We start from the raw sequence: 19755 nt of genomic DNA, 5'->3' as shown, positions 1-19755 counted from the left end.
AAGACATAAAGTCAATATCACCCTCCGATTGCAATGAGAAAATGTTTGAATCGCTTAATATTTGGGCTTTTCAGACATTTTTTTTGTGGATTGATACTAAATCCAGTTATTAAAAACTGATTTAGTATGACATGGACAAACACCAACAGACCATGATCTGGAGAGATCGTCAAGAAAAGTATCAGAGTGAACTATTGGAAAAGAATTGGTAAAATATAATTAGTAGGGAGAGTATTGCTGTTAATGTTTCGCTTTTTAACGAGACGTTAACCAAGCCCAAAGGCAAAAAATAGCAGTAATTTGTCAAAAGCTCAGGGCCGATGGCTGACTGCTCTGTATATCTCTCGTATTCTTTACTTGTCGAGTTCAACACGACCCCTTTATGGAATCAAGCAACCCGTCAGGGAAGACTTCCGAACCTCCTAGTCATAGGTGGGCCAATTTACTCGGAACTATGATCGCAATTCTGACCCTAACGTTACCCTTGTTAGCGATTGGATATAACTCCACGCCTAACTATACCGAAGAACCCCTTACCGGTAACACATCCTACTCCCTAACGAGGCAAATGAGGTGACAGAATTGAGATAGACGATTGCCAAGATAAAATTTTTTTCTTCGTCCCGATCCCCCTTGTGGGTAAAATTTGGATCGGAGTCAATCAAAGTGTCTTTTAATTTTGCCTGCGCTTTTAGGTGACTCTAAAGGCGCTATTGTCTTGTATTTGGAGAAAGCTTGTGGATTTATCGCGCATTCCTGCCCAACCGAAACCCGGTTTAATTAACGTTTTAGTGGAAATTACTGCTGGTAGTAAGAATAAATACGAGTTTGATAAGGATTTAAACGCCTTTGCTCTCGATCGCGTTCTCTATTCTTCGGTACAATATCCCTGTGATTATGGTTTTGTTCCCAATACCCTCGCCGATGACGGCGATCCTTTAGATGGTATGGTGATCATGGATCAGCCTACTTTCCCCGGCTGTGTGATTACAGCGCGTCCCATTGGTATGTTAGAAATGATCGATGGTGGTGATCGCGATGAAAAAATTCTCTGTGTTCCCGCTAAAGATCCCCGTTATGCAGAGGTAAAATCTCTCAAAGATGTCTCTCCCCATCGCTTGGACGAAATCGCCGAGTTTTTCAAAACCTATAAGAATCTAGAGAAAAAAGTCACAGAAATTCTCGGTTGGAAAGATGTGGACGCAGTAACCGCTTTAGTTGAACAGTGTATTGCTGCTTATAAGTAAGGTTTGCGGCAAAAAGTTTGCTGGTGGGGTTAGTTATCAGTTATCAGTTATCAGTTATCAGTTCACTGATTACTGTTTACTGTTCACTGATAACTGAAAAGTCTCCCCACACCCCACACCCCACACCCCACACCCCACACCCTACACCCCAATTTATGCGAATAGAAACCTTAAAATCGGGTTTAATCGTCTCCTGTCAAGCGCCAGTGGAGTCATCTCTGCACGATCCTGTAATTATTGCTGCCATGGCTCATGCTTGCGTGGATAGGGGTGCTTGTGGGGTAAGAATTGATAGTCCCGCTCATCTGAAAGCCACCCGTCAACAATTGCCGGATATACCGATAATTGGACTCTGGAAACGCAATTATCCCGATTGTTCGGTATATATTACGCCCAAATATCAAGATGCTCTGGCCATTGCCGATGCGGGTGCCGATATAATTGCCTTGGATGCTACCCCCAGAAAGCGTCCTAATGATGAAAATTTAGCCACAATTATCGATCGTATTCATCGGGAAACTGGTAAATTAGTCATGGCAGATATAGACTCGATCGAAAGTGCTATTTATGCCGTGGCAGCTGGTGCTGATATTGTCGGTACAACTCTTTACGGTTACACAGAAGCAACTAAAAATCTACCACCGCCGAGTTTTTCTTTCCTAGAAGAATTAGTTAATAAGTTATCAGTTCCTGTTATCTGTGAAGGAGGAATATCGACTCCAACAGAAGCAAAAAAAGCCTTAGAAGTTGGTGCATATTCGGTAGTTGTTGGCACAGCAATTACAGGGATTGATTTAAAAACTAGCGCTTTTTTACAAGGAATTTTATCAAAAGATTAATGACATTAATCTTGCTCCTAGCCGTGCCTAATAGCCACTTCTAGGGATTAGGAAAAAAACCAAAAAGTTTCGCCGCACCACCCAAAATGGCGACGACTAAAGCGATTAAAATCCCCCGGTTAGTAAATTCCTGATAGGCAACCCGTGCCGTTAATCCCTTGATTTCCGTGGTCAATCGCTCATCTAAAGCTTTAATATCTCCTTTTAACTCTCCTTTGAGTTCTGCTTGTCCGATTTCTAATTTTGTGAGACGTTCATCGATTTTGTCGAATTTTTGAGTAACATCTCTTTGTAGGTTATCGATTTTTCCCTCAATCCTTGTCAGAACGGTTTCTAGGGAATAAGTTACAGTTTCGTTAGACATTTGCTAAACCCCTATTCAGTTTTCAGTTATCAGATTTGAGTTTTAAGTGAGCGGTATTAAATGGCAGTTTTCTACTGTCTTTGCACCGATTACTATTTACTGATTATGGCAGTTTTCTGCTGTCTTTGCACCGATTACTGTTTACTGATTACTTTTAACTGGCTGTTAACTTAGTCATAACTTGGATAATATATAATACCTATGTCAAGTTTATGTAATAAAATTTAACCTAATCAAGGTCTGAACACCAGTTTTGACTTTATTCCTGAAAATATGAGTATTTCTCGCCGTAATTTCCTCACCTTTTTAACTGCCACTGCTGGTGTCTCTTTTTTCAGTCTGCAAGAGAAAAAATATTCCTCTCTGATTAGCAGTCCTGCGATCGCTGCCAATAGTTTTGGGTTAAACTTTTCTCCAGTCAAACTGCCAATTCCCTTAAAAATTGACGGTATGAGCGATGAAAGCCAAAAAAATGCCTATCAAACCTATAAAGTCCTAGATGATCTCGTTCTTCCGCAAGGATTCACCTATGATGTGCTGGCACAGTGGGGGGATAAAGTGGGTGATTCCCGTTTCGGTTATAACAATGATTATCTATCTTTTATCGAAACCAGTCCGGGTCAAGGTTATCTAACCGTTAATTTTGAATATATCAGTGGTCGTACTTGGCTACAAACCTTTGAACAAGTGATTGGTAAAACCCTACCCGTCAAGGAAGTACGGGAAAAAACGAACGAAAAGGGTGAAATTGCCGCCTATCGTCTGCAAGATGCCAGCTTAAGGGCAAAAATCGAGGAAATCTCCCTAGAAGGCTTAATTGATCAGGGAATTGGCGTAATTTCCCTCGCTAAAGATCAAACGGGAAAATGGCAACGTACCTATAGTAAAGCCGATCGCCGCATTACCGGTATTTCTGGACTAAAGGACGATCACTACCTGAAAGCGACTGGTCCTGCTGTAGCAATTTTTACCAAAACCGATAAACTTGGCTACGATGACGGATTAGGGGCAAAAATTATCGGAACGTTTCAAAATTGCGCTGGGGGAACAACGCCTTGGGGGACCGTATTTAGTGCCGAGGAGAACTTTCAAGACCAAGTGACGGAGGTAGTGTTAAAAGACGGTTCCTCTTTGCATCCCGATACTACCCCCTTTATTCTCAATAGTGGGGAAGTGGATGGCCGGGGTAACGTTTTTGGGTTAGCGGGAAATAAATACGGTTGGATGGTGGAGGTGGATCCGGCCAATCCCGACGATTACGGCACAAAACACACTTGGTTAGGGCGTTTTCGCCATGAAGCGGTCGCTTTTCTCGCTCAAACGGGGCAACCCTTGGCGGTTTATTCAGGATGCGATCGCAGAGGCGGTCATGTCTATAAATTCGTCTCCGAGGGCAAAATTAGCGATATTAAGGCGAAAAATAACTCAAAACTCCTAGAAAAAGGAATGCTCTACGGGGCGAAATTCAACCCCGATAAAACCGGTTATTGGATACCCTTAAATCCCGACACGGAGATCAATCCCGTCCTACCGAGTCAAATTGCCGCTAGTCGCGGGGATGGGGTGGTAGCTTTGCCGAATCCCGAAAGAACGGTCAATGAGACTAAATTACTGCTATTTAAGGACGATGAGGAGATTCTAGCCTACAAAGCTAAATATAAGACCCTCGCAGACCTGTATGAAGGTAATGGAACGGAAAAACAGGGAGCAATTCTCATCGATGCTCATTTTGCCGCTAACGCCGTTGGGATCACTTGTACTGGTCGGCCAGAAGATACAGAAGTGGACGAGAATGGCACTTTATATATAACCTTTACCTCTGGTAGTCCCAGTGAAGCGGAGGGAGGAGCCGATAGGGAGATATTTAAGGGACCAAATGGCGAAATCCCCTACGAATTTGGTTGGATTATCAGCTTAAGGGAAGATAATAACGATGCTGCTTCCTTAAGTTTTCGTTGGGATGTGGTCGCTTACGGAGGGGAACCGACCGAGAAGGGTGCGGGTTTTTCTAATCCCGATAACCTCGCGTTCGATCAACAGGGAAATCTCTGGATGGTTAGCGATATTTCCACGGGTGGGTTAAATCGAGAGATGAAAACTCGTTATCCCCAGGGTGTCCCGGTTAGTCAACGGGATTTATTGGGGATTTTTGGTAATAATAGCGCTTGGGTGTTTGTTAAGGGTCAAGAGCATCCCTATCCTTTTGCTATCGCTCCCATGGATGCGGAATTAACGGGATTGTACTTTACTCCCGACCAAGAGACGTTATTTTTGGCAGTACAACATCCGGGGGAAGCGGGGGGAATTCGTCGGGATTTAGCCTTTGAAAACCGTAAATTTGCCCTTAAAACCACTAATGGGCAGGAATTTGAACAAATGCGACAAGTACCCCTAGGGTCGAATTGGCCCAGTGGTCAAGTTAATCAACCTCCCCGGCCAGCAGTGGTGGCAATTCGCCGAATCGAGTCAAAATAGGTGAGGGAAGTGGGGTGTGGGGTGTGGGGTGTAGGGTGTAGGGTGTGGGGTGTGGGGTGTAGGGAGAAGCTTTTTTCAGTGTTGCCAAAGGCACGGCGTAGCCGTCCAGTAAACAGTAAACAGTAATCAGTGAACTGAAAACTCACATCTGATAACTGATAACTGATAACTGACTCCTAACCCAATGTTGGACAAAGATAAGCAAAAATTATTTATTGAAGGCAAAAACTTGAGAATATTTAAATTAACATTCCGCAATATTTACAAATTCTTAAGAATTAATTGAGAAAGATTTTTATTTAACAACGATGTTGTAATGGTTACAGCGATTTGATAGAATTTCACAGTGGGCTATTGTGTGCTTTTTTGAGCAGCAATAGTTGAAACCCTTGCCACACCTAGAAAGTGATCCTAATTAAGACGGGTAAATCAGTCAATTTCACCCACAACGATGATCTTTTTTTTATGTAGTTTTATTGCAAAAAAAAAGTTTTTTTGACAAAAAGCACAAAGTATGATATGCCTCAACCTATTTCTGACTGCGAGTAATGATTGTAGAGGGGAGAAGGGAGAGGGGAGATATATAATTTAGCTAGAAGCTTAAGTGCGGCGAAAAATGTCAACTGAGCCAATTAGAAGCCATAAAGATTGGAAGTCCTATCAAAAAGCCTTCTGTGCAGCCATGAAAATTTTTCAATTGTCGAAAAGTTTTCCTAAAGAAGAAAAATATGCTCTAACTGACCAAATTCGACGGTATTCTCGTTCTATTTGTGCTAATCTAGCGGAGACATGGCTTAAACCTAGATACCAAGCCGCATTTGACAAACATGGTTAAATTTTGCCGTACAGTGCGGATATATGGACGCACAAACAGGAGAAGAATTATCAAGTGTGTACGAGGAAATTTTGGCTATTTTAGGGCAAATAATTAATAATTCTCAGCCATGGCTCTTAAAGCGTTAATATACAGTTTTAATCCTCTCTCCCCCGCTCCCCACTCTCCTATGCTTTTTAAACAGGATTTAGTATGACTAGGGACCTCTGTAGAATTTTATTGATAGAGGACGAACCGACGACTGTTAAATTAATCCAGAGATTGCTGTTAAAAGCCCCCCAATGTTCTCTGGCTGAGGGGTTGACTTTCACCCTCACCCAAGCTCAGGATCTAGAGGAAACTGCCGAAAAACTGGCAGGGGAGAAATTTGATCTCATCCTCTTAAGCTTGGAAATCTCCGTCCCCCCCGGCTTAAATATTCTAGTCAAAACCAGAGAATTAGCCGCTGCTATACCGATAGTGGTTCAAACTACTAGCAATGATGAGAAATTAGTCGTTAAAGCCTTTCAACTCGGTGCTGATGGTTATATTCAGTTAAATAATATCGATAGTAGTCTTTTAGTCTATCAAATTCGTGTAGCGATCGAGCGTCAGCAATATATCCTCAATCTTAAACATCAACAACAGGAAGAAGAATTTCGCGAACTGGAACAGTTAATCAAGGGAGGACAAACTAGCATCACGGCGAAAATGTTCGGTTCTGAGGCAATAAGGCAGAGTATTCCCGATATTTTTCAAGAATTAGTCCAAAATTACGGAGATTTATTAGATTTAGCTTTGGAAGAACAAGCATATAAAGTGGAACATAATCTATCGGAACGACTGCGAAGCTTAGCCGATAAGTTAGGATTCTTAAAAGCTAGTCCTCGCGATGTGGTGGACATTCATACCACCACCCTACGCCAAAAAAATCAGGATGTCACCCTGGCCAAAGCGCAGGCCTACGTTAGCGAAGGTCGTCTCATGGTCTTGGAATTGATGGGTTATCTCGTCTCTTTCTATCGTAAATACTATATCGGTCTCAGCAACATTAGGGACTTCCAAAAAATAAACTATTCATTCTCAAGAATAATAATCATTCTCGGAGTGTGGGAGGTAGGGATCGATGGTTGCCCCCTCCTTCCAATTTTGTAGTAGAATTAATCCTGTACATTATTAATCAAGTTTTTCTTTTTAAGAATATATGGAATTAACTGATTCCCTCAAGAAATTGCTCAGTGAAACTGCACTTCAATTAAAAGGTGCAGCTAAAAGAAGATTCATGGCGCAAACAGTCTTAGAATTAGGCTATGGGGGACAAACCCTTGCTGCACAGGAGTTAGGCTGGAATCGAACTACTATTCGTAAAGGAATTAAAGAACTAAAAAGAGGCATTATTTGTGTTGATAATCATTCAGCTAAGGGGCGGAAAAAAGCAGAAGAACATTTACCTTTTCTATTGGAAAACATCAAAAATTTAGTGGATTCTCAAAGCCAAACTGACCCAAGTTTTAAAAGCCAAAGGCTTTATGTGAGACTGAGTGCGGCCGAAGTCCGAAAGCAATTAATCTCTAAATATGGGTACAGTGATGAGGATTTACCGAGCGAGGAAACTATTCGGGTTAAATTAAATAACTTAGGTTATCGTCTGAAAAGAGTCGCTAAAGTTTTACCTCAAAAAAAATTCCAGAAACCGAGGCAATCTTTGAGGAATTAGCTAACATTAATCGGGAAGCGGATGAAGACCCTACGATGTTACGTCTTAGTTTAGATGCCAAAGCCCGTGTTAATATTGGACTGTTTGATCGAGGAGGTAAAAATAGAATAACTGTCGAAACAAACGATCATGATTTTAATCCGAAAACAACCCTAACCCCTTACGGAATATTTATTCCAGAATTTGATGAGTTGTTTTTGTATTTGACTACCTCCACAGTCACCAGTGACTTTATTGTTGATATATTAGAGGATTTCTGGGAATCTGAAAAATCTCGTTTTGAGAAAATTAAAACTTTGATAATTAATCAAGATAATGGATCAGAAAATAATTCGAGACGAACTCAGTTTATGAAACGTATAGTTGAGTTTTCCCAAAAATATCAAGTTAATATACGTTTAGCTTACTATCCCCCCTACCATAGTAAATATAATCCTATTGAACGAACCTGGGCTGTGTTAGAAAACCATTGGAATGGGAGTATTTTAGATGAAATCGAAACAGCTTTGAAATTCGCCCAAACTATGACTTGGAAAGGAAAACACCCGATTGTTAAGTTGATTACTGAAACTTACGAAAAAGGAGTAAAGCTTACTAAAAAAGCCATGGAAAAAATCGAAGAAAAAATCGAACGTCTCACAGAATCAACGAATCAAGACTTTCCCGATTTGGGGCAATGGTTTATTGATATTTATTATGATAAGACCTAGTTTGTAGTTAACTAAGATGGTTAGCTAAAAACTGTATTTGATTCTTTAACTTGTCCTTGTTATACTCGAAAAAGCTCGGAAGTATAAAAGTTTATGCTGCTATTTTTTTTTCGGAAAAATAGGTTGTAATGGGAGACTCTTTGTTTTCCTAGACAAAAATAATTACTTTTTCAAAAAAACACTTTTCTATTTTTTTGTTGGGTATTTTATTCTCTGGAAGTCCCTTAAACTGTTCAATAACACGCAATCATGAGTCAATATCTTCTCAAACTCTACATTATGGGTGATTCAAGTAAATCCCAGAGGGCGATCGCCAATATTTTTCGGATCTGTCGCGAGGAGTTATCCGGTCTTTATACGGTAGAAATAATTGATGTTCTCGAACAGCCGCAATTAGCGGAACAGGATAAAATTCTCGTAACTCCTACTTTAGTCAAACAACTTCCCCCACCCCTACAAAGAATTATCGGCGATATGTCCAATACCCAAAAGGTTCTCCTCGGTTTGGATGTTATTCCCAAAGACTCGCGTCTCAATTAGGATTCACCGAAAAATTCTTCTGGTTAGGTTTTTCCTCGCTAATAAGTAGATAGGATTAAAATTACCCCTTGAAGACAGTTGAAAATCAATAGTCATCCCCATCATAGCAAAGACTGGACACGATCAAGAGGCCAGTAAACTTTATAGGCTTGACCAATGATATAACTTTCCGGCAAAAAACCCCAAGCATGGGAATCAAAACTATGGTTACGATTATCTCCCAAAACAAACAGATTTTTTGGGGGTACAGTCATAAATTCTATTTCATAATTGCCCAACTCGGCGGTGTAGGGTTCCTCGATAACTTGCCGGTTGAGATAAACTTTACCCCTGCGGATTTCAATGGTATCTCCGGCAATAGCGATGACTCGTTTGATAAAAAAATCTCCAGAATTAGGATCTAGTTGCCTAATTTTTTCGGGAGTTCTAAAAACAATTATATCGCCTCTTTTCGCTTGATAATTACCAGATTGACTGACGAAAATGCGATCACCTATTGCGAGGGTAGGTAGCATGGATTCGCTCGGAATCTGGAAAAATTCTATTTTTTGATGTAACCAATTGGGAAAATAATTACAGATAATTCCCCAAGTAAAAATCACTCCCACCATCAGTGCCAAAATGGAACGATAGGTGTGACGATGGGGGTGGAATTGATGGGGGAAAGTGTGATAAACATGATAAATAGCGATCGCTGTAATTAAAGGGGTAAGAAAGAGGATATTGGTCAAAAAATGATCCATTTTCAGGCTAATCTGGGATATAGTCAGAAAAATTATCCCTAAGCTCACCTTATCAGCGTACAATTGCCCCAAACCTGGCATAATCCGGTTAGCGAAGACGGCAAACCATGGGTTTTTTTGTTTCCGGGGAATTTTTTCTAAGCTGTTATTCTGTCTGGAATCATAAACAGTCCAGTGAGCGTCAAAAATATTACTAATGTAAACGATAACCAGAGCAACTATTCCCCCTAATCCCCAGCTTACAGGGCCATTGGGGCTAAAAATTGACCAAATTGTCACAATTATTAATATTACTTGAGCGATCGCCCAAATGGTTGCTTTTTGGTTTTTGTTAGCATACCATTGTCCCAAACCGGGGAAAAACATCGAGAGATTGACCGCTAACCAGGGATCTTTTGCTTGTGAATTAGTCGCATAAGGACGAGAAACAGCCGAAAAAAGGGAGGGTTTGCTCATAGTATATATTTATTGGCAATTCAGTAATTAGTAAACAGTAATCAGTAAACAGTGATCAGTAATCAGTGAAAACACATTAGGAATAATACTGCTCCCTTAATACATACTGCTCACTTAAAACTCAAATCTGATAACTGATAACTGGTAACTGTTCACTTAAAACTCAAATCTGATAACTGATAACTGGTAACTGGTAACTTAAAACTCAAATCTGATAACTGATAACTGATAACTGCTCTAACAACCAATAACAATTAATGCTTTTACTTCAATTTAGCACCTCTCATTACTGTCGCAAAGCTCGTTTAGCCCTAGGTTATAAGGGGATTGATTACCAAGTAGAAAATCTCACCCCCGGACTACATATTCTCAAACTCAGTCCCCTAACTAAAGGGTTAACCACTGTCCCCGTTTTAATGGCAGCAGATGAGATTATTGCCGATTCTACTGCCATTTTCAGATATTTAGAAAAAGTAGTTCCTTTCCCCTCTTTTATTCCCGCTGGGGAAAAGGAGAAAAATCAAGCTTGGTTACTAGAGGATTGGTTAGATGAAAGTATTGGAGTAGCGACGAGATTTGTCTATTATGATTATCGCGCTGGAGAGGGAAAAGCGATCGATTCTTCCCTGAGTAGTCAAATAATTATTAAGATCGTGCGACAACAATATAAAATCACCCCAGCAAGGGTAAAACTAGCGGAGGAGCGCCTAGAAAATGCCCTCAAGATTCTAGAATATTGGCAAAATCAGGCCTATTTGGTGGGAGATAAATTAAGTGTAGCCGATATTGCCGCCACTGCCCTACTCAGTCCTCTGGCTCTAATTCCCAGTTATCGTCAAAAATATCCCTGGTTGTTTGCTAGAATCGGGGAAATTCATCAACAGTGTCGAGAAAAATTGCCCCCCGGTTTAAATTAAATGCAGCGAACGACAAAAATTATCATCCTCATCTCTATCGGTTTCTTATCGCCCCTAAAAGCCCTTGCTTTGCCCTCTCCTGAAGATATTCCCGAAGAAGTTTTACGAGCAGAAATTATCACCTCGGCTCGCTCGCCCCTTGATAATCAACCCCTAACTGCGGCAGAATATGCCTTACTAGAAGAACAATTAGCCACCAGCATTTATCCTCCCCAAATTAATCCCAAGATTCGACAATTAATTGCCCTGAGAAGATTACAAAAACTCCTCCAGATATTGATACCTTTCTATCGTTAAAATAAAAATAGTCAATCTCCTTTGGCGAGAGTGCATCTGCTAACCGAAAAATTTAGAGAGGATTGGCGTAGGGCGATCGCTTTTATCGCCAGCAGACAAAAATCCCGTGTTATGATTAATGAAAAAATCATAAAGTTTTGTAACAAACCTTGACTGCTATCCTCCGCCCCCAAGAAAAGCCCCTGCTTAATCCTCCTTGGTACTCCCTGTCCCCTCTCTGGCAAGGAGACGAAACCGATGTTAAACAAGGTTTACCCCATAGCCAACTCGCGCCTCCTTGGCAGATTTTAATTCTCGGCGATGGTTCTCCCACCCGTCATTTACAACTTTTAACCGGTGAAAAAACGGAAGTGGATGTGATCGATATGTCCCCCATCGGCGATGATGAGGATGGCGCACCGATGAAAATTAGCCTGATTCCGGGGCCGAGATTGCGTCGTCAAGTCTGGTTACGCACAGCTAGTGGTCAAAGGTTAGCCTATGCCGCTTCTTGGTGGTCCGCCAATCAAGTGGACGAATATCTAGAAAATCGTTCCCTACCGATTTGGGAAAGTCTCTCGCGGCTGCACACGGAATTGTATCGCGATGTGCAGGGACTTTATTACGGTCATTCCCCGGAATTAGAAATAGCTTTTGGGGAAAAAGGAGGATTTTGGGGTCGTCATTACCTATTTTGGCACGCTCGCCAACCCCTTACCCTGATTTACGAGGTTTTTTCTCCCTATCTCCGTAAATACCTCGGCGAAATGAGAATTGATCAATTAGGTTAACTGCCGTAGATATTTCTATGTAGTTCAATTAGCTAATCTTTGGAGAGAATTAAATGATTTTTCTCCGTTAATTTGGCCATCCAACCCGGTTCGATCACAATCGTGCTAATTTTTTCGATAATAATTGCCGGTCCTGCCAGACAATCAAAAGGTTGCAGATCTGAACGCTGATAAATTGGCGTTTCTCGCCATTGATTAGCCAGAAAAACCGCTACTCGATCGAGGATAGGAGGTAATTCTCCCATCGGACGGGAGCGAGTTAAAATTGCTTCTTTGGGACTGTCCATAGTCTGGATCAATTCCACGGCAATCGACTCAACAATTAAAGCTTTTTGTTCTTGCTTAAACCCATAACGTCTTTGATGTTCCCGTTCAAAATCCTGACGCATTTGATCGCTAAAATTAACCGCTAAAGTGGCATCACTGCCTTGATATTTTAAACTGACTTGCTGCCGCACCCGATTATAACCCTCTAATTCCCGACCCGCTAAAACTTCTAATTCCTTCATCTCCGTGAGTAACTGCCCGATTAAATCGGCATTTAACGGCTGTTCGATCGCTTTTTCTTTAATTACCCTCAAATCGGCCAAACCCATGCCGTAGGCGCTTAAAACCCCAGCGTAGGGATGGAGAAAAATACTTTTCATTCCCAGAGTATCGGCAATTAAACAGGCCACTTGACCCCCGGCACCGCCAAAGGTACAAAGAGTATAATCACTGAGATCATAACCCTTTTGTAGAGAGATTTTTTTAATCGCATTAGCCATATTTTCTACGGCAATTTGAATAAACCCCGCAGCCAACATTTCAGGACTATTATTACCCCCCATTGTTGCCGCCAATTCTTGAAACTTTGTCAGCACAATCTCTCTATCTAGGTGTAAATTTCCCTCTTGTCCAAAAATAGCGGGAAAATAGGCAGCTTGAATTTTTCCTAACAAAACATTAGCATCGGTAATTGTTAATGGTCCACCCCGTCGATAACAGGCCGGTCCCGGATTAGCTCCGGCACTTTCTGGTCCGACCCGAAAACGATAACCATCATAGACTAAAATCGAACCCCCACCAGCGGCCACGGTGTGAATACTTAACATCGGCGCTCGCATTCTTACGCCAGCAATTTCGTTATCTGTTTGCCGCTCGTATTCCCCTTGAAAATGAGAAACATCGGTGCTAGTTCCTCCCATATCAAAACTGATAATTTTGCTAAATCCCGCCCTTAAACTGGTTTGTACTGCCCCGACTATTCCACCCGCAGGACCGGATAAAATGCTATCTTTGCCCTGAAATTTATCGGCGGTGACTAAACCGCCATCGGATTTCATAAATAGTAAGCTAGTTTTCGGTAATTGCTGGCTAATACTATCAACATAGCGGCGTAAAATTGGCGATAGATAGGCAGAAACTACTGTGGTATCTCCCCGGGATACCAGTTTCATTAAAGGACTGACTTGGTGGGAAATGGCTAGGTGAGTAAAGCCGATTTCTTCGGCAATGGCTGCCACTTGTTTTTCGTGGTCGGGATAACGATAACCGTGCATAAAAACAATCGCACAACTTCGGATACCCGCTTGATAAACTGGTATTAAATCAGCTTTAACTTGGGCAGGATTAACGGCGATTAATTCTTGTCCTTGACTATCGTAGCGTTCGGCCACTTCGATAACTTGTTCGTATAATAAAGAAGGAAGAATAATTTGACGGGCAAAAATATCGGGGCGATTTTGATAGCCAATTCTCAAGGCATCTTTAAACCCTTTGGTGATTAACAAAACCGTGCGCTCTCCTTTTCTTTCTAACAGCGCATTGGTGGCTACCGTTGTTCCCATTTTAATCACTTCGATGTTATCTAGGGAACCGCTAATATCTTTGATCCCTTGAATGACTGCATCTGGGTATTTTTCGGGATTCTCCGAGAGCAGTTTATAGAGAACAATCCACTGTTGATCGGCAAGGGGAACAATCAGAAATCTAGCGGCATCTCTAGCTAGTCGTTCAATAATTTCTGGTTGATCGATTATCGCCACGATATCGGTAAAAGTTCCCCCTCGATCGATAAAAAATTTTAACATAATCCCTTCCAGTTCTCAGAATCAATTAACAATTGCGCCTAATCCTTTTAAGATAAACTAGATTGATTTATCTGAGTAAGCAAAATGTCCACAGGAATCGCTATCTTAGGGGTAGGACGTTGGGGAGTGCATTACGTCCGTCATTTTTCTCAACATCCCTCAGCGCAAGTAGTGGCGATCGTTGATCCCTCCCCCGAAAAACTCCGTCTCTGTCGCGATCAATTTAATCTCGATACTAATAAGGTTATTTTAGCCAATGACTGGGAATCTATTCGCAATCACCCCGAAATCTCGGCTGTGGTCGTCGTTACTCCCGCCATCAGCCATTATCCCCTGATTAAAGATGCTCTTAATTTAGGTTATCATGTCCTCGCCGAAAAACCCTTAACCCTCAATCCCCAAGAATGTGGCGAATTAACGGAATTAGCGGCGAAAAAACAGCGTATTTTATTAGTTGATCATACCTATCTTTTTCATCCCGCCGTTATCACTGGACAAAAAGTCCTGCAATCCGGGGGTATCGGTAAACCTCTTTATGGTTATGCCACTCGCACCCACCTGGGGCCAGTTCGTCAGGATGTGTCCGCTTTGTGGGATCTGGCTATTCACGATATCTCGATTTTTAATCATTGGCTTAATAGTACACCAGTATTAGTGCAGGCAAGGGGAACCTTCTGGCTACAACCTAATCTAGCCGATTTAGTCTGGTTAACCCTGATCTATGGCGATGGTTTTCAAGCGACTATTCACCTTTGTTGGTTGAATCCCGATAAACAGCGACGTTTAGGGATAGTTGGCAGCGAAGGGACTTTAATTTTTAATGAATTAGACTCTCGATCGCCTTTAACCCGACAAAAGGGCGATTTTGAACGTCAGGAAGCCTATTTTATTCCCCGGGGACAGGAGACGGAATCTATCCCTATTGCCGATGGTGAACCCCTAAAAGCATTATGCGAACATTTTCTAGAGTCGGTGGCTACAGGTGTCGATTCTCCTGTATCTTCGGGATCGGTAGGGACGGAATTAGTCAAAATCCTCCAGGCAGCAGAATTATCTCTAGCCAGAGTTGGAGAGATTGTGCGCTTAAAATAGGGAAACATGGGATCGATAGGTAGGGTCTGCTGAAAAAGTTTTTCGTGGGGGTAGGGTGTGGGGTGTGGGGTGTGGGGTGTGGGGTGTGAAGTATAACCTGATTTGCTATTGACGAGGAGTTTGTACGGCGTTGAATTTATCTAATTTCTTTCACCCGATCGGTGCGTAGCGCGGTCGATCGCTAACGGCTCAAATCAGCGACGGCATTAGAAAGCAAGCTCGGCAGCGACGAATTGCGACCGTCCGCTGCCACGCAGTGTTAGCTGGTGGTTCAAGGAAATAACTCAAAGTAATCGCAGTGACTTGGACGAATAATCGAAAAATCTCGGCGATCAAGTGTGTAAACGCGAGTAATAGTAAGCCTTTCAGCTATGGCAATGATCGCTGCATCTGTAAAGTCAAGCTGATTGTCAGCATATTGTTCCAATATCTCGTGCACTCGTACCAAGTCTTCTGGGATTACAGGTTCAACTTGAACCGCATCAGGTGTCATACTGGATACAAAACGGCGCATTGCTTGGTGGCTCAATCTTGATGCAATCAGATAGCAGACCTCAGGCAAGACAACGACAGGTAGAACCAATGGCTCATTCACGCTTTGAGCAATAGCCAACACCCGCTGATGATTGCGATCGCCCTGATCGGTTAAGGCAAACAAAAAACTGGTGTCAAGTATCGCCGTCATACTGAATTGCTTGGCTTAAGATTCCAGCCGGACACCGGATCAATCTCATTGCCTAGAATCTCTTCATCACGTTCTGAAATATCCTGTTGACCAGAGTTGCCTAAACCTGCAACTGCAAGCAGAAAACTAGAAGAATGAGTGGTCAGTTCTCTTTGATGGGCTGCTTTATAGCGAAGATAGTCAAGAAAATTAGACAGTTCCACTAAAGCCTCATCAGGGAGAGCCTTGACTGCTTCAATTAGCGGTTGCCGTTCTATAATGCTTCTATCCATTACTAAATCTTAGATTAGGACTTCTCCTATTTTACTCCTCAACTCAACGAACAGGCTCACTTACTAACTATCACAGCAGGTAACACCTGAATACAGTCCGCACAAATTGGCATGAAGTCAAAGATCACAGTTGGGGGTCTGCCGTCAACCTAACCCACCAGAGCGGCGTACTGCTACCCAGTGCCTTCGGCATCGCACTTAAATCCACAGTTTCAATCAATGTGCATGGTGCGTTCCCCAAAAATCTATTAGTGGAGCAGCAGTAGCCATATTAGGGAACGCACCCTACGGCGATGGCGATCGCATTGCGTAGCAGTGCCTTCGACATCGCACTAAGTTTGGAGCATAACGATCGATTTCACCGACATTTTGGATCGTAGCGGAAAAATGTCAGGTACAACGATTTGTTATACATTATCTTTCTTTGTCAGTTAAATCAATATATTCAGTTTGTATTCGTTTATTCTTTATTAGTATTCTAAAATACGGACATTTCCCATTTACTGATAAATCTTTATCATCATTCCCTTTCCTGAATTTAATTATTTCAAATTGGTCGGGATTAAATTTATGTAAAAATGTTATTGGCACTCCCATATATCCCTTATAGTCTATTGGTATGTCTTGTGTTTTATTAATATTAATTCCATCATAATTGTCATATTTTGGATATTGAACTTCGTTGCCAAAATATCTTTTTGTGAGTTCTATATCTTCGTGCCGCTTAAAATTATCTAAATTAGTAAGCCATAAACAATTGTTCGGTGAGATTATTCTATTACCAGAGTTATCTATTCGAGTTTCTGTTCCATATAGTTCATAGTGTTCAGGTACAATAAAACCTGAAATACCTCTACCAAGATTTATTCCTAACCACGCCTTGTTTTCTTTAATAAGTTTGAAAATTTCTTTATAGGTTATTGCATTAATATTTCCAATTATCAAAAACTTTTTATCGTATTTAACCAATTGAGCTACATACTCTCTGAATAATGAAAATGGGGGATTGGTAACAACAATATCGGACTGCTTTAATAGTTCAATGCTTTCCGAACTACGAAAATCACCATCTCCATTAAAGTAAACTAGGTCAGTTGAACTTGGTTTGTTTTTTTCGCCTTCTGTACCTGTATATTCAAAGAAAAAACCTTTTTCATCTTCTTCTGTATTAAATAAATTTTTTACTTGCTCTCTATAACAAGATGTTATTATTTTTTTAAGACCTAATTCATTAAAATTTGAGGTAAAATAATTAAAAAAGTTACTAATTCGGGGGTCATCGCAATTGCAATAAACTACTTGATTTTCAAAATGACTTTTATAATGCTGTAATTCGCTTTCTATATCTGAAAGCTGTGTATAAAACTCGTCACTTTTTGATTTTTTAGCTTTTTGTAATAATTCGTTTGTTGCATTTCTTGCCATTTTCAACCTATTTTGATTTAATAAATCTTTGTTTTAGTTATTTACTTTTGGTTATCTGATTAAATATCTCACTGCCTAATACTTTAAGAGAGGTTTTAGAAATTTCAAGCATAATATCAAACATTTTTTTGACATCCCATTTTTCGCCATTTCCTTGTGTGTATATAGAAACTGCTTGAAGCATAATTGTTTTATCTTTATGCTTGACAAACTTATTTTTACACAAATTGGTATTAATGGGCATTCCATAATTTGCAGAAGTTAACCTATCTAATCTATTTAGCGTTCCTGAATTGTATTCAAGCGTTACAACCCTTCCATCGGGTCTTTTAATTGAAATAGTTTCTGTTAAAAAATTTGAGCCTTCTAGAAATAATACATAGGGAAAATGAGATTCAGATAACATCAAATTAGCGATTTCAGATATGTTTTTATGGGATCTTTCTATCGCATTACCAGCAGCCATCAAATCTTGATCATTTTTTGCTCCTACAAGTTTTCCTGCTTTGATGTTTTCAATGTCTTTCCCCTGATGTTTAGCTTCCGAAACTAAAACGATTCTCCAATTACCGTTATCATCTTTTACTTCTATTATTCCACCATCGGGTATAATACTTGAATTTGATACAAAAAGTGTTTGTCCTAATTCAGGGTCAATTTTCTTTAATGCTTCGTTTATTTCTTCTTTTTTTATGCTCGTTTTGTATTGAAAAGATAATTGAGGAAACTCCTTTTCAAGCTGTTCAATTACAAAAAGTGAAATTTTTCCAACAGTTATGTCGTGTGATTTTGCTTCATCTCCAAATATACCAACTACACCTTTAGACTCTTTATGTTGATTCGTTAATCTTTTTGATTGATTCTTTTTAGTCATATTGTGCCTTTTCTTTACTTAAATCTGCCACTTTCTGCTACAGGCAATGTATCTATAACGAAAGATTATACACCAACTTTATGTATAACACTCTCCAGAGTAACGATATGGGTCAACTTTCGGCATATCACCCCATTTGGGCGCAATCGCCCGAACTTTTCCCTATATCACGCCCAAAAGCGTGTTAGCCAGACTAGCCCACATCGCAGTTTAACCCACAGTTTCAATCAATGTACATGGTGCGTTCCCCAAAATCGAGCGCTGGAGCAGTAGGAGCCACCTTAGGGAACGCACCCTACGGCGATGGCGATCGCACTAACGTTTCGGGTCAGCGGTTGCCAGGGTCTCTACATCCCGCCCAAGCAACTTCGGTCAATCCGCTGCACTGGAATTGTTAGGCACTAATTTTAGACACGATATTATGACTCATTACCATATGATTCATGCTCAGTCTCAAGTATTGCTATTCGTAGTCGAATATTCTTTGAGAACTTATTGAAATACTGAATTATTTTTAGAAATCCCAAGTTGCCGGTAGAACTTGTTTCTACAAAGTTTACAAACTTCTGAGGCACTGCAACAAGATCCTCTTCGGAAGAAGTTCCAACTGTTATACTCTGCCACTCCACCAACTTCAAAACATTGCGAAGAACTCCTTCTATACCGCCAATTTGGGCTCTTAAATCATCAATAAGTTTCTCATACTCCTGATTATCTTCGTCATCGCTATCGTGTTTTTGCCTTACAGACTTTATTGCATCCTGCTCAAATTCTAGTGTCTTAACAATCTTTTCACCCGCCATCTGAGATTCATTAAGTGCAAACAATACCTCTTCAAAGAGGCTTCGCCGGATTTTCCATTGCCCATCATATTTGTCAAAAATAAAAGCTATGCTCAGTCTTCGAAGTTGTAGCCTAATATTTTGATATAAAGTCAAAACTATTGTATAAATTTCTTGCAGACGCTTAATCCTTCGTTCTAATAGCGCTTTTGCTGCCTTCTTACGTGCGATTTCTTCCTCTTTTGATCGCTGAATTCGTGTATATGCAAGTGCAAACCCTCCTACCGCAACAGTGCCCAATAAAAAAGGGAAAAGCTTGTCATAAGTATCTTTTCTCAGCACAAACGGGGTAGTTTTGGGATTGTCATTATTAACATATATAAAAGATAGGAGCATCGCTGAACAAAGAGCTACAACCGAAAAGATCAAGATACCTAAATCAAGCAACTTTGTATGCCGTATATGCGTCGTTTGGCTTAGTGAATTTCGTTTCATTCTTTATTAGTATTAAGGGTGAATTTGTTTAACAAAGAAAGCTTAAACGAGGTACGAATAATGCTAGAAATTTCATGCCTAACCTCGCAATTACGTCATAAAGACGAAAACTTTCCGTATAACACTCTCCAGACTAACGATATGGGTCAACTTTCGGCATATCACCTCA

19 protein-coding genes and 1 pseudogene are annotated in these 19755 nt (G+C 40.7%); 12 read left to right on the top strand and 8 right to left on the bottom strand.

Translation table 11 applies throughout. The features are described 5' to 3' along the window. Positions 1-737 precede the first annotated feature (737 nt). Complete coding sequence (locus ACQY1X_RS06820) at positions 738-1247, top strand: inorganic diphosphatase (RefSeq protein WP_002732961.1); 510 nt, start codon at positions 738-740, stop codon at positions 1245-1247. A gap of 155 nt (positions 1248-1402) precedes the next feature. Beyond that, a complete protein-coding gene (locus ACQY1X_RS06815; RefSeq protein ID WP_430015506.1) occupies positions 1403-2086 on the top strand; it encodes an N-acetylmannosamine-6-phosphate 2-epimerase in 684 nt (227 codons plus the stop codon). Between the two features lie 40 nt (positions 2087-2126). Here the strand turns inward: ACQY1X_RS06815 and ACQY1X_RS06810 are convergent, their stop codons facing one another. Further along, on the bottom strand, positions 2127-2450 hold the full coding sequence (locus ACQY1X_RS06810; RefSeq protein WP_016517004.1) for a DUF4164 family protein: 324 nt from the start codon (positions 2448-2450) through the stop codon (positions 2127-2129). Positions 2451-2723: 273 nt separating this feature from the next. Here ACQY1X_RS06810 and ACQY1X_RS06805 point away from each other — a divergent pair, with 273 nt between their 5' ends. The 5 genes and pseudogenes from ACQY1X_RS06805 to ACQY1X_RS06785 all read left to right on the top strand — a co-directional run bounded on the left by ACQY1X_RS06805 (position 2724) and on the right by ACQY1X_RS06785 (position 8706). Next, positions 2724-4925, top strand: a complete 2202-nt coding sequence (locus tag ACQY1X_RS06805; RefSeq protein WP_430015505.1) for a PhoX family protein — start codon at positions 2724-2726, stop codon at positions 4923-4925. Positions 4926-5541: 616 nt separating this feature from the next. Beyond that, the gene (locus ACQY1X_RS06800; RefSeq protein ID WP_002740750.1) at positions 5542-5760 is read left to right on the top strand and encodes a four helix bundle protein; all 219 of its coding nucleotides are present in this window, start codon (positions 5542-5544) and stop codon (positions 5758-5760) included. Between the two features lie 192 nt (positions 5761-5952). Further along, positions 5953-6801 (top strand): annotated as a pseudogene (locus ACQY1X_RS06795) (response regulator); the annotation flags it as partial. 142 nt (positions 6802-6943) lie between these two features. Further along, positions 6944-8166 (top strand): ISAzo13-like element ISMae28 family transposase gene (locus ACQY1X_RS06790; protein ID WP_152416237.1). Its coding sequence is split into 2 segments (ribosomal slippage): positions 6944-7424 and positions 7424-8166, totalling 1224 coding nucleotides; the frame shifts between segments, so codons are not numbered across the junction. Between the two features lie 249 nt (positions 8167-8415). Continuing rightward, positions 8416-8706, top strand: a complete 291-nt coding sequence (locus ACQY1X_RS06785) for a circadian clock KaiB family protein (protein ID WP_002734286.1) — start codon at positions 8416-8418, stop codon at positions 8704-8706. 101 nt (positions 8707-8807) lie between these two features. Here the strand turns inward: ACQY1X_RS06785 and lepB are convergent, their stop codons facing one another. Next, positions 8808-9905, bottom strand: coding sequence for a signal peptidase I (gene lepB / locus ACQY1X_RS06780; protein ID WP_430014233.1), 1098 nt, complete (start codon positions 9903-9905; stop codon positions 8808-8810). 257 nt (positions 9906-10162) lie between these two features. Here lepB and ACQY1X_RS06775 point away from each other — a divergent pair, with 257 nt between their 5' ends. The 3 genes from ACQY1X_RS06775 (at position 10163) to ACQY1X_RS06765 (ending at position 11889) form a co-directional block, all read left to right on the top strand. Continuing rightward, complete coding sequence (locus ACQY1X_RS06775; protein WP_002752663.1) at positions 10163-10822, top strand: glutathione S-transferase family protein; 660 nt, start codon at positions 10163-10165, stop codon at positions 10820-10822. Continuing rightward, on the top strand, positions 10823-11119 hold the full coding sequence (locus ACQY1X_RS06770) for a hypothetical protein (RefSeq protein ID WP_002733251.1): 297 nt from the start codon (positions 10823-10825) through the stop codon (positions 11117-11119). 149 nt (positions 11120-11268) lie between these two features. After that, the gene (locus ACQY1X_RS06765; RefSeq protein ID WP_002752664.1) at positions 11269-11889 is read left to right on the top strand and encodes a chorismate lyase; all 621 of its coding nucleotides are present in this window, start codon (positions 11269-11271) and stop codon (positions 11887-11889) included. Positions 11890-11921: 32 nt separating this feature from the next. On the opposite strand, the gene ACQY1X_RS06760 is transcribed toward ACQY1X_RS06765, so the two are convergent. Continuing rightward, complete coding sequence (locus ACQY1X_RS06760; RefSeq protein WP_430014231.1) at positions 11922-13961, bottom strand: hydantoinase/oxoprolinase family protein; 2040 nt, start codon at positions 13959-13961, stop codon at positions 11922-11924. 84 nt (positions 13962-14045) lie between these two features. Between ACQY1X_RS06760 and ACQY1X_RS06755 the strand changes: the two genes are divergently transcribed. Further along, entirely contained in the window at positions 14046-15053 is a 1008-nt protein-coding gene (locus ACQY1X_RS06755) for a Gfo/Idh/MocA family protein (protein ID WP_002752667.1), read from the top strand. A 271-nt stretch (positions 15054-15324) separates the two neighbouring features. Here the strand turns inward: ACQY1X_RS06755 and ACQY1X_RS06750 are convergent, their stop codons facing one another. From ACQY1X_RS06750 to ACQY1X_RS06735, 4 genes are all read right to left on the bottom strand, one after another. Further along, entirely contained in the window at positions 15325-15738 is a 414-nt protein-coding gene (locus ACQY1X_RS06750) for a type II toxin-antitoxin system VapC family toxin (RefSeq protein ID WP_004268924.1), read from the bottom strand. Continuing rightward, on the bottom strand, positions 15735-16010 hold the full coding sequence (locus tag ACQY1X_RS06745; RefSeq protein WP_002794726.1) for a hypothetical protein: 276 nt from the start codon (positions 16008-16010) through the stop codon (positions 15735-15737). Before ACQY1X_RS06745 ends, ACQY1X_RS06750 begins: the two co-directional genes overlap by 4 nt. A gap of 414 nt (positions 16011-16424) precedes the next feature. Further along, positions 16425-17435 (bottom strand): adenine-specific methyltransferase EcoRI family protein, encoded by a 1011-nt coding sequence (locus ACQY1X_RS06740; RefSeq protein ID WP_002733673.1) that lies wholly within the window; start codon positions 17433-17435, stop codon positions 16425-16427. Between the two features lie 37 nt (positions 17436-17472). Continuing rightward, the gene (locus ACQY1X_RS06735) at positions 17473-18309 is read right to left on the bottom strand and encodes an EcoRI family type II restriction endonuclease (protein ID WP_430015504.1); all 837 of its coding nucleotides are present in this window, start codon (positions 18307-18309) and stop codon (positions 17473-17475) included. A 236-nt stretch (positions 18310-18545) separates the two neighbouring features. On the opposite strand from ACQY1X_RS06735, the gene ACQY1X_RS06730 reads away from it, so the two are divergent. Continuing rightward, on the top strand, positions 18546-18707 hold the full coding sequence (locus ACQY1X_RS06730; protein WP_430014229.1) for a hypothetical protein: 162 nt from the start codon (positions 18546-18548) through the stop codon (positions 18705-18707). A gap of 21 nt (positions 18708-18728) precedes the next feature. Here the strand turns inward: ACQY1X_RS06730 and ACQY1X_RS06725 are convergent, their stop codons facing one another. Continuing rightward, a complete protein-coding gene (locus ACQY1X_RS06725; protein WP_430014228.1) occupies positions 18729-19586 on the bottom strand; it encodes a hypothetical protein in 858 nt (285 codons plus the stop codon). Between the last annotated feature and the right edge of the window lie 169 nt (positions 19587-19755).

The organism is Microcystis protocystis FBCC-A270, assembly GCF_050500235.1.
Lineage (GTDB): Bacteria > Cyanobacteriota > Cyanobacteriia > Cyanobacteriales > Microcystaceae > Microcystis > Microcystis ichthyoblabe_A.
The sequence above is the reverse complement of the archived record's forward strand: the minus strand, read 5'-3'. Positions and strand labels throughout refer to the sequence as shown.

Excerpts from the sequence above, each read along its gene's own strand:
- ACQY1X_RS06735 (WP_430015504.1), bottom strand. The coding sequence starts at position 18,309 with ATGACTAAAAAGAATCAATCAAAAAGATTAACGAATCAACATAAAGAG.
- ACQY1X_RS06770 (WP_002733251.1), top strand. The coding sequence starts at position 10,823 with ATGCAGCGAACGACAAAAATTATCATCCTCATCTCTATCGGTTTCTTA.
- ACQY1X_RS06730 (WP_430014229.1), top strand. The coding sequence starts at position 18,546 with ATGGTGCGTTCCCCAAAATCGAGCGCTGGAGCAGTAGGAGCCACCTTA.
- ACQY1X_RS06800 (WP_002740750.1), top strand. The coding sequence starts at position 5,542 with ATGTCAACTGAGCCAATTAGAAGCCATAAAGATTGGAAGTCCTATCAA.
- ACQY1X_RS06805 (WP_430015505.1), top strand. The coding sequence starts at position 2,724 with ATGAGTATTTCTCGCCGTAATTTCCTCACCTTTTTAACTGCCACTGCT.
- ACQY1X_RS06810 (WP_016517004.1), bottom strand. The coding sequence starts at position 2,450 with ATGTCTAACGAAACTGTAACTTATTCCCTAGAAACCGTTCTGACAAGG.
- ACQY1X_RS06815 (WP_430015506.1), top strand. The coding sequence starts at position 1,403 with ATGCGAATAGAAACCTTAAAATCGGGTTTAATCGTCTCCTGTCAAGCG.
- ACQY1X_RS06750 (WP_004268924.1), bottom strand. The coding sequence starts at position 15,738 with ATGACGGCGATACTTGACACCAGTTTTTTGTTTGCCTTAACCGATCAG.
- ACQY1X_RS06775 (WP_002752663.1), top strand. The coding sequence starts at position 10,163 with ATGCTTTTACTTCAATTTAGCACCTCTCATTACTGTCGCAAAGCTCGT.
- ACQY1X_RS06760 (WP_430014231.1), bottom strand. The coding sequence starts at position 13,961 with ATGTTAAAATTTTTTATCGATCGAGGGGGAACTTTTACCGATATCGTG.
- ACQY1X_RS06725 (WP_430014228.1), bottom strand. The coding sequence starts at position 19,586 with ATGAAACGAAATTCACTAAGCCAAACGACGCATATACGGCATACAAAG.
- ACQY1X_RS06745 (WP_002794726.1), bottom strand. The coding sequence starts at position 16,010 with ATGGATAGAAGCATTATAGAACGGCAACCGCTAATTGAAGCAGTCAAG.
- ACQY1X_RS06785 (WP_002734286.1), top strand. The coding sequence starts at position 8,416 with ATGAGTCAATATCTTCTCAAACTCTACATTATGGGTGATTCAAGTAAA.
- ACQY1X_RS06740 (WP_002733673.1), bottom strand. The coding sequence starts at position 17,435 with ATGGCAAGAAATGCAACAAACGAATTATTACAAAAAGCTAAAAAATCA.
- ACQY1X_RS06755 (WP_002752667.1), top strand. The coding sequence starts at position 14,046 with ATGTCCACAGGAATCGCTATCTTAGGGGTAGGACGTTGGGGAGTGCAT.
- lepB (WP_430014233.1), bottom strand. The coding sequence starts at position 9,905 with ATGAGCAAACCCTCCCTTTTTTCGGCTGTTTCTCGTCCTTATGCGACT.